General features: G+C 62.5%; 1 protein-coding gene. It reads left to right on the top strand.

Features of this window, described 5'->3' with window-relative positions:
- Nucleotides 1–285, top strand: a 285-nt coding sequence (locus MD536_RS21475) for a hypothetical protein (protein WP_239603831.1), incomplete at both ends; no start/stop codon positions are given.

The raw sequence follows: 285 nt of genomic DNA, 5'->3' as shown, positions 1-285 counted from the left end.
GACGGCGGCATTTATCTCAAAGGCGCGTTCTACCGCAACTACGAGACCTCGTTGGCCCTAATGTGCTTCGCCGAGGCCAATAGGGACGGCCGCTACGACAAACTCATTGAAAACGCCGAGAATTTTCTCAAGGGCATCCAGTGGGACAAGGACGAGGAGCAAGACCTGTCCAGCCCGGCGTACGGCGGGGCGGGCTACGGCAAGCACAAGCGGCCGGACCTTTCGAACACCAGTTTCCTGGTCGACGCGCTGCGGGCCGCAGGCAACGGCCCGGACGATCCGGCC

The organism is Flavihumibacter cheonanensis, assembly GCF_022352215.1.
GTDB classification, from domain to species: domain Bacteria; phylum Bacteroidota; class Bacteroidia; order Chitinophagales; family Chitinophagaceae; genus Flavihumibacter; species Flavihumibacter cheonanensis.
The sequence above is the reverse complement of the archived record's forward strand: the minus strand, read 5'-3'. Positions and strand labels throughout refer to the sequence as shown.